Genomic DNA, 7,723 nt, shown 5'->3' on the forward strand with positions numbered 1-7,723 from the left:
ATGGCAAGACCTATTGAAAAAAACAAGAACGTTGTTCAATCCTATATGCTTACGGCTGCTCGATATGATTTTAGCGTGTATGAGAAACGTATCTTATACCGCCTTGTAGAGTTGGCACAAGCAGAATTGCAGGGCAAAGACTTTGTAAAATGGATTGGTATGAAAGTAGAAACAAATCTATTCGGGGACAAAGATATAACAATGCCAGTGCGTTGTATTCTTGCCAATGAGGAAGACAACAACTATGCAAAGGCAAAGAAGGCTTTTAAAGCCATGTCAAGCCGTACTATCGAGCAGACCAAAGGAAATGTTTGGTATCTCGACCACATGCTGGAGAGAGTAAGGGTAAATTTGGGTACTGGAGTAGCAAAATTCCGTGTATCTCCAAACGTCTGGAACATAGTATTAGACTTCACAAAGGGGTATCGTAAATATGAATTAAAAACTACGATGCAGTTTAAATCTGTCTATTCGATGCGTTTCTACGAGTTGTTAAGCGGACAGAAAGAACCCTTAAACTACTCCATCGAGGAAATCCGCAAAATGTTTTCCATCGAAAAGAAATTCAAAGCTGTTGCAGATTTAGAAAGATATGTTCTCGAAGTAGCCCAAAAGGAACTTGACGAAAGTAGCCCTTATTCGTTCACTTGGGAAAGGCAGGAAGTTGCATCGAGGGGACGCAACGGAAAGAAAGTTATCGGTTACACGTTCTATCCAAAGTATATTCAGAAGAACAAAGACCCGCAGCTTGAACAGAAAGAACTGCAAGCAAAGGTCGGCAACATTGCTGGTGCTTATGGCATGCTTGACAGGGCTGTATCTGATTATCTTCTGTACAATCTGAATATGACCAAAGAAGAAATAAACGCTAACAAAGCTTTGTTCTTAACGGCTCAACAGACATTGCCAAACCTTGTCGAACACCTTGCAGACCTAAGAGAAAGAGCTGCACGAAGTGGCAAAGGCACTGGCTGGATCATAAACGGACTAAAAGGAAAGATTAAAAACGGAACGAAGACTTCAAGATAAAAGTAAAAACACAAACATTCAACGAGCACGTTCAAGAACCGCACCGGATATATAATCAAAAAGAAAACCGTAGATGGCTAATCTCCTTAAATATAAATATTTAAGTCTTACATAAGACTAAAGTAATGCCATATAATAATAAAAAGATAAAATAGTACATAGCAACTAAATAATAATAATAATAATCTTCTTGTTTTTACCCCCAACTTTGTTGGTAAAAGAAGAAGGATAATTGTGATAGTGGGAATGATTATAAATCTTGCAATACCTCTTATATCTTGAATAGAAAGAAAAAGTGATAGTAAGAAAAAAAAATAGTAAAAAGAAAAGAAAAGAAAGACCCCCATCTTAGCAATTCCACTTTCTTTTTTCCAGCCATAAAAAAAACAATAAAGGAAATATGTCGCCGTAAATATACTTACGAGCAACATATCTCCCTTAAAAAAAATATAAAAATTACACATTGTGAAACTTACATATATTCATTCCAACAATGACCACGTGCCATTGCTTTCTGACAATCGCTTCCAAGAAAATAAGTTTTAGGTCCTTTTACGCAATCACTTCCCCAACCATTAAAATCCATACAGACATCTTTTCTTTGTACACAATTGCCACCCCAAAGTTGAAAAGCATCACTACAATTTGCATAACCAGGATGATTCTGGGTACAAGGTGTAGAACGAACTCCCCTCGTCTCTTTCTGACAACATTCAATTATTCCTAAATCAAAAACATAGAATCCTTTTTTATTCTCAGTTGGAATAAGTTTGCTTTTGAGTAGTATTTTATTAGGAAGTATTATATTTTTACTGCATCCTGCAACTTTTTCACTTTTAACCCTCCCTATAATAGCTATACTGGATGGGGTCGCTCTTGTTAATTGCATTCCACGTATACTTCCTACTTCATTTGCTTTATATTCTTTGCCATTAATATCGACAATGGCTGTGTGCATCGGAAAATATATTCTATAAAAAGAGAAATCTGAAGCTATAAATATTCCCTTACTTTTTTCTATTTCTTTTTTATACTTTTCAAATTGCCACTTCACTACCTCTTTATTTTTCCCAGATAAAGGCATAGTTCTGTATCCAACCATTGTTACGGAATTATCCGTAACGTTCATTTGTTTAAAATAAGTCTCCTCAAACTTGTTTATTTCCTGTTGTACCTTAGGAGTAATTTGAACTTGTTCCTTAATGGAACTTGAATTAACAACATTATTTACTTTGTCTGTACTTTCTTCCGAACAAGCTGCCAACAAAGTTGCAAATCCTAATACAAATAAGAACTTACAAAAAGAAAAATCAGTCAATTTTTTCATAAGATTAAGTTTTTAGTTATGGTAATATTGCAAATATATCAAAAAAAAGTGTTCCTTCTTACGTTTTTTAATTATTTAACTTATTATTTCGATAAACATCAAAAAACAACTTATATCTTTGTTAGCAGGTAAACTCTGTGTTCAGGTTATAGTCTACAATAACCCTTGTAGGGTTGTGCGCTCTCCGAGAGCAGGGGGCTACACGAAGTGGCAAAGGCACCGGCTGGATCATCAACGGACTAAAGGGAAAAATAAAAAAGGGGAAATAACTTGCATCAGTAGATATGAACGCAGGAATTTTAATGATGATCTTCGTTATTGCTATAGCAAATATCGGAGGAGTATACTTTTACATCAAAGACAAAAAGGAAAACTAAGAACATATAGAATGGCAAAAGCGAAAGGGAAGGGTAAAAATACCCCTCCCTTTAAAGATTAAGATTCTCCTCTAAACACTTTAATAGCAACATATATTGTCGCAATTTGACTTAGAACAGCCAACAACTTAAAGGCTGTTATTAAAAAAATTGTAATCATATTATGATAATATTCTTTTATTTATTTATCTCTGATAATAATAAATAGATTCAACTTTGCTAAAGTTCGATTAAGAGCGAAAAAATAAATAAAAGAACTTGCATCTGATGCAAGTCTATTCCCACTACATGCAAGATTTGCACCTGGTGCAAGTTTTTGCGTGAGGTGGGATTTTTTGTTTATAGGGGGTCGTTTCGTTTCCGCTTCGCTCTCTCCACTCGTGCGCAGGGTGTTCCGTTCCTCCACACCATAGGGCGCACATCTAACCGCTCCGTTTCATAGTGCTATCGCTGTGGGGGCTATGCTGCCCCCTACACCCCCTTCTATGGGCATACGCCGCGCATGATAGACTACACAAATATAATCCTCTTCGCTTGGTAGTTTAAAATACATTTTATACCTTTGCTGCGTGAGGACTATATTAGTATAGTCTAAGCGCACTTAAACTACCTTCGATTTCATCGGGTAGTTGTGCGCTCTCCGAGGGTAGGGGGCTGCACCCCCTTAACCCCTGCTTTTACCCCCAAACTAAAATCCTAAATTATGGCAAAAACTTCTGTGCATTTTCAACCTTGCAAAGAGATAAGCGAGATACATAATTACAGAAAAAAGAAACTTGATTATGTAAGAACACAGCTCACAAACAAAAATGAAAATTGGATGTGGGACAGTTCAAAAAGTCTTGCTGATAGACGTGAAGAAATTCGCAAACTTGTAAAGGAAAAGACAGGGCGAAAAATGCAAAGTAAAGCCGTGCCTTTACATGAAGCTGTTGTTGTCATTGATGAAAAAACAACAATGGACGACCTTAAAAAGTTGGGCAAAATCTATCAGCAGCGGTTTGGAATTGAATGTGTTCATATCTCGATACATCGAGACGAGGGACATTGGATTAACAGAAATGGAGAAGATGTAGGACTAAAAACAACAGACAATCCCACGCAAGAACAAATCATAGAGGGGGTAACATGGAAACCGAACCTACATGCACACATGGTGTTTGATTGGTACAACCACGACAACGGCAAGAGTTGGAAGACTTCCAAGCAAGATGCAAGAGATATGCAGACTATTGCAGCAGAAGTGCTTTCTATGGGAAGAGGTCAAGAGAGTACAAAAAAACACTTGGACGGATTATCTTATAAGATTGCTCAGAAAATGGAAGAAACCGAAGTGCAAACTATATGTATCAGGAATTTGCAAATGGGAGCAAATATTCTTAGAGAACAAATCGGAGACAACCAAGAAAAACTCGATGAAATCAATCGACAGAAAGAAGAAGCAGAGAGAAGAAGAAATGCAGCACTCAAGCAGGCGGAAGAACTAAAGGAACAATTGAAATTAGGATCTGATTGGCTGAAAGAGCAACAAGTCAGAACGGAGGAGATAAAACAAAGCCTTGCCAAGGAATTAAAGCAACTGGAGGAAGAAAAGGCAAGAAAAGAAAAGCAGATGAAAGATGAATTGGAGCGTTTCAAGGTAGCCAAGGCACGCAAGGAAGCAGCCATAGAGACCGCAAAAACGCTTTCTGAGGGCGTAAAGGGTATTTTCGGGCAGAGTTCCAAGGACAAAGAGATAGAAGCCCTTAGAAAGCAAATAAACGACCTCCAGCAGCTTCAAATCAACAGCAAAGCACAATCCATACAAACCATAGGACAAATCCAGCAGGAGGCGCAGAAAGCCGTCAATGCCAAAGAAAGGGAGTATTCGGCTGCACTCGCAGATGCAAGACGGCAAAGAGACGAAGCCTATAAACAAACAAAGATCAGTTCACAATCGATAAAAACACAAAAGAAGCGGGGAGATATGTTGCAAGATATAGTTTTTTCCCTATGGGAAGCAGCTGTGGACGCTGTTAATGTACTATGCCGTTATCTGTCTTTGCCCCATCTTAATGTTGATTTCAGCAGGGAGGATATAGCAAAAATAGAAAAAGCCATGAGGGGAGCAAGTAGCATCGAGGAAAGGGAAGAACGTGGCAGATGCCTTGTGAAACTGGCGCATGCTCAATACCCTGGATATGATGATAACGCTACTCAATTAAGTACGCTGCAATGGAAAGTCGAGCAAGTGGCAAGGGGTGAGAACTGGCAACAACAGCACCAAAGCAGGGGCAGAGGGTGGCATCTATAAGGCTATTTGTCATCATAATGCCCTTGCAGGGAGACAACATAGACAACAACAAGATCCTCGCTTATCGTGTAAAGCAGTCTGTTTTTCTTGTCTAATCTCCTTGACCACATATCGGGCAAGTTCTTCAGTCGTTCTGGTTTTCCTGTACCGGTTTGTGGGTGTTCTGAAAGTTCAAGGAACAAAGCTTCTATTTTCTTTATAATAGCCTTATTTCCAGATTTATGGATTTTCTGCAAATCCTCTTTTGATGTTCCAACCAATTCTACAGAATACTTTCCCATATATTGTTGATGTCTTTAATCTTTGTCGTCCTGCCGTTCTTGATGTCTTCCAATCCTTTCTGGATAGAAAGAAGTTCAGCCTTTGAAAGGTAATCATCATCATCGGCAACGCTAATGACAATCGGACGTGCATTTTTACGAGAAACAAAGACTGTCTCACGTTCCGCCAACTCAAAATACTTCTTCTGATTGGCTCTAAATTCTCTTGTAGTAACTATCTGCATGGCTCTATGGCTCTAATTTTTGATGCAAAGTTAGATGTTATTTCCCAAACTGCCAAATATTTTGTGTACTTATTTGTGTACACTTATAAGTTATATAGAATATGCCAAACTAAATTAAAGACGATTCTATATTACTAAATGAACTATAAAAAGCCATATCAGCACTTGAATATATAGTCTGATATGGCTTTGTTCTTACTTTTAATGGTTTAGTCCTAAATGTATCCTATCCCAAAATAGTTTGATACACCATAGAAGCGCTTTAATAACTAAAAGTACAATTAGCTATAAAACCATAAGAAGGATTATTACCCTTTCCTCTAAATTCCCACTTGAAACCTTTACCTGCTACATTTGCATCCCAATAAGAAGTCCAAGTAAAGTTGTTATTCGGCAACATTCCAATTCCACTAAAAGAAACACTTTCCGGTGTTGTTATATTGTTGTCTGGACTTGGCTTAGCATTAGGATTTAATATCTCAAAGAAATAATAAGTAGAAAACGATGAAGGGCCCAAATTAACTTGCATTCTTAGAGTTCGGCTGGAATCATAAAAAACCCCAGTAGAACTTTGAGACCCTCCGTTAATACTCAAAGAAGGGAAACTGCCTCTTGCCCTTGTTACTGCATCTTTTTTTGATACCGAAATATTAAAACTTGCGTTTTCCCTCACCTGCTTAACCAAAGTTTTTCCATTTACAGAAAAAACAATATAAGCAGTATTAGGATCTGAAATTGCATTCGCCACTTGAGCATTTAAAGAGCGTAAGTTAGCCTTATATTTTTCAATACTCAAAGGACTAACTTTTTCTAACTTCTGCAAATCAGAGCCTGTTACATAAGATAATGCCCTGGTTTTCTTGTTTTCATTGATGTAATACTCATTTGTAGTTTCATTTACATCAACAAAACGAGATAAAATTTCCATATCCGATTCTGAATCACTAACCACAGGTTCCATTACCTCATTATCGGTACATGAACAAATACCAAAAATGGTCAATAGACCAACAAACATAGATAATAACTTTTTCATAGGTTTTCTTTCATTTAAGTTAATAATTTAGGATTTTGCCACAAAAATATAAAAAATATTTTATTTTTGCATTGTATATAAAATATTTAACTATGAATAAAAATCGGATAAAAACATCATTACTTATTTCAATAGCATTCTTTTTTATTGTTTCAAACATTAGATGTGTTGAAGAACAAGGATATAAAAATTATGGAAAAGAAAGTGTTATATCACAAATTTGTGACATAACGTGGGCAAGTGAGAAAGTAACCGACGAAAATGGAAGCGTTTGGCAAACTGCTTATAAATTCAACAAAAACGGCACATATACAAAGACAAATATAAAAATAGAAAATAAAGAAAATAAAAAAGGGGTTACTATCAATGGACTATGGTCATTTAGTGATTCAAAATTTAGAACTATTTATTTTGGCAGAGAACATTACTGGGATATTGTAAAACTAACTAAAAACGAATTCTCATTCTACGACAGAAGTGGAGATAATGGCGACCCTTTCATGAATAGACAATACACAGTACTTATACCATACAAAGGAAATTGAGATTTTGAATGTGGGTTATATAAAAATTAAAGTAAAAAATATTATTTTGTGTACTTATTTGTGTACACGCAAATAAAAACGTTATTTCTTTGTTGTACCCCCAACCCCCAAGGGGGCTGCTTGCTTTTCCTTTGGTTTTCAGCGTTTTACATTGTTTTTTATTCGGGCGCAGCCCTCTAAAAAACTATACTTTGTTTATAGCATGGTATGTTATATGCATATCGACTTTTGTAATGCTTTGAAAACTAATAACTTAAAGTACTAATATATGAGTTTTGGAATACTAATATATGAGTTTTGGAATACTTTTTTGGGGGTTTATATATGAGTTTTGGAATAAAATATATGAATTTCTTTTGGTTTTCTCATAAATTACTTGTATATTTGCATTGTAATTGTAAATCAACGACTTATGAATAAGACTTTATCGGAATTACAACGGATTTCGGACAATCTCGAGCAGACTGGAAAAGACTTGCGGGATATGGAAAAAGTATGGGCTGCAGAATTAAAAGATAGACTTGCAAAGGGTATTACTGGTAATGCTGCTGTAAAGCATTACAATGAGTGGATGATAAAAGCAGGTATGGAACATCTAATCACAAAAGACA

General features: G+C 36.3%; 8 protein-coding genes. 4 read left to right on the plus strand and 4 right to left on the minus strand.

Annotated elements, in window-relative coordinates; translation table 11 throughout:
• On the plus strand, positions 1 to 1,029 hold a 1,029-nt coding region (locus DX009_RS13020; protein ID WP_115084406.1), incomplete at its 5' end, for a replication initiation protein.
• Between the two features lie 472 nt (positions 1,030 to 1,501).
• Here the strand turns inward: DX009_RS13020 and DX009_RS13025 are convergent.
• A complete protein-coding gene (locus DX009_RS13025; RefSeq protein WP_115084407.1) occupies positions 1,502 to 2,356 on the minus strand; it encodes a hypothetical protein in 855 nt (284 codons plus the stop codon).
• A gap of 1,080 nt (positions 2,357 to 3,436) precedes the next feature.
• Here DX009_RS13025 and DX009_RS13030 point away from each other — a divergent pair.
• The gene (locus DX009_RS13030; protein WP_115084408.1) at positions 3,437 to 5,026 is read left to right on the plus strand and encodes a coiled-coil domain-containing protein; all 1,590 of its coding nucleotides are present in this window, start codon (positions 3,437 to 3,439) and stop codon (positions 5,024 to 5,026) included.
• A 2-nt stretch (positions 5,027 to 5,028) separates the two neighbouring features.
• Here DX009_RS13030 and DX009_RS13035 read toward each other — a convergent pair whose 3' ends face one another.
• From DX009_RS13035 to DX009_RS13045, 3 genes are all read right to left on the minus strand, one after another.
• Complete coding sequence (locus tag DX009_RS13035; RefSeq protein ID WP_115084409.1) at positions 5,029 to 5,307, minus strand: Txe/YoeB family addiction module toxin; 279 nt, start codon at positions 5,305 to 5,307, stop codon at positions 5,029 to 5,031.
• Positions 5,289 to 5,531 (minus strand): prevent-host-death protein, encoded by a 243-nt coding sequence (locus DX009_RS13040; protein WP_115084410.1) that lies wholly within the window; start codon positions 5,529 to 5,531, stop codon positions 5,289 to 5,291. The genes DX009_RS13035 and DX009_RS13040 overlap by 19 nt, the downstream gene beginning before the upstream one ends.
• 262 nt (positions 5,532 to 5,793) lie before the next feature.
• A complete protein-coding gene (locus DX009_RS13045; protein ID WP_115084411.1) occupies positions 5,794 to 6,567 on the minus strand; it encodes a hypothetical protein in 774 nt (257 codons plus the stop codon).
• A gap of 92 nt (positions 6,568 to 6,659) precedes the next feature.
• On the opposite strand from DX009_RS13045, the gene DX009_RS13050 reads away from it, so the two are divergent.
• On the plus strand, positions 6,660 to 7,112 hold the full coding sequence (locus tag DX009_RS13050; RefSeq protein WP_115084412.1) for a hypothetical protein: 453 nt from the start codon (positions 6,660 to 6,662) through the stop codon (positions 7,110 to 7,112).
• Positions 7,113 to 7,524: 412 nt separating this feature from the next.
• A partial coding sequence (locus DX009_RS13055) for a hypothetical protein (RefSeq protein WP_147278698.1) occupies positions 7,525 to 7,723 on the plus strand: 199 nt, incomplete at its 3' end.

The sequence above is a fragment of the Prevotella pallens genome, from assembly GCF_900454935.1.
GTDB lineage: Bacteria > Bacteroidota > Bacteroidia > Bacteroidales > Bacteroidaceae > Prevotella > Prevotella pallens.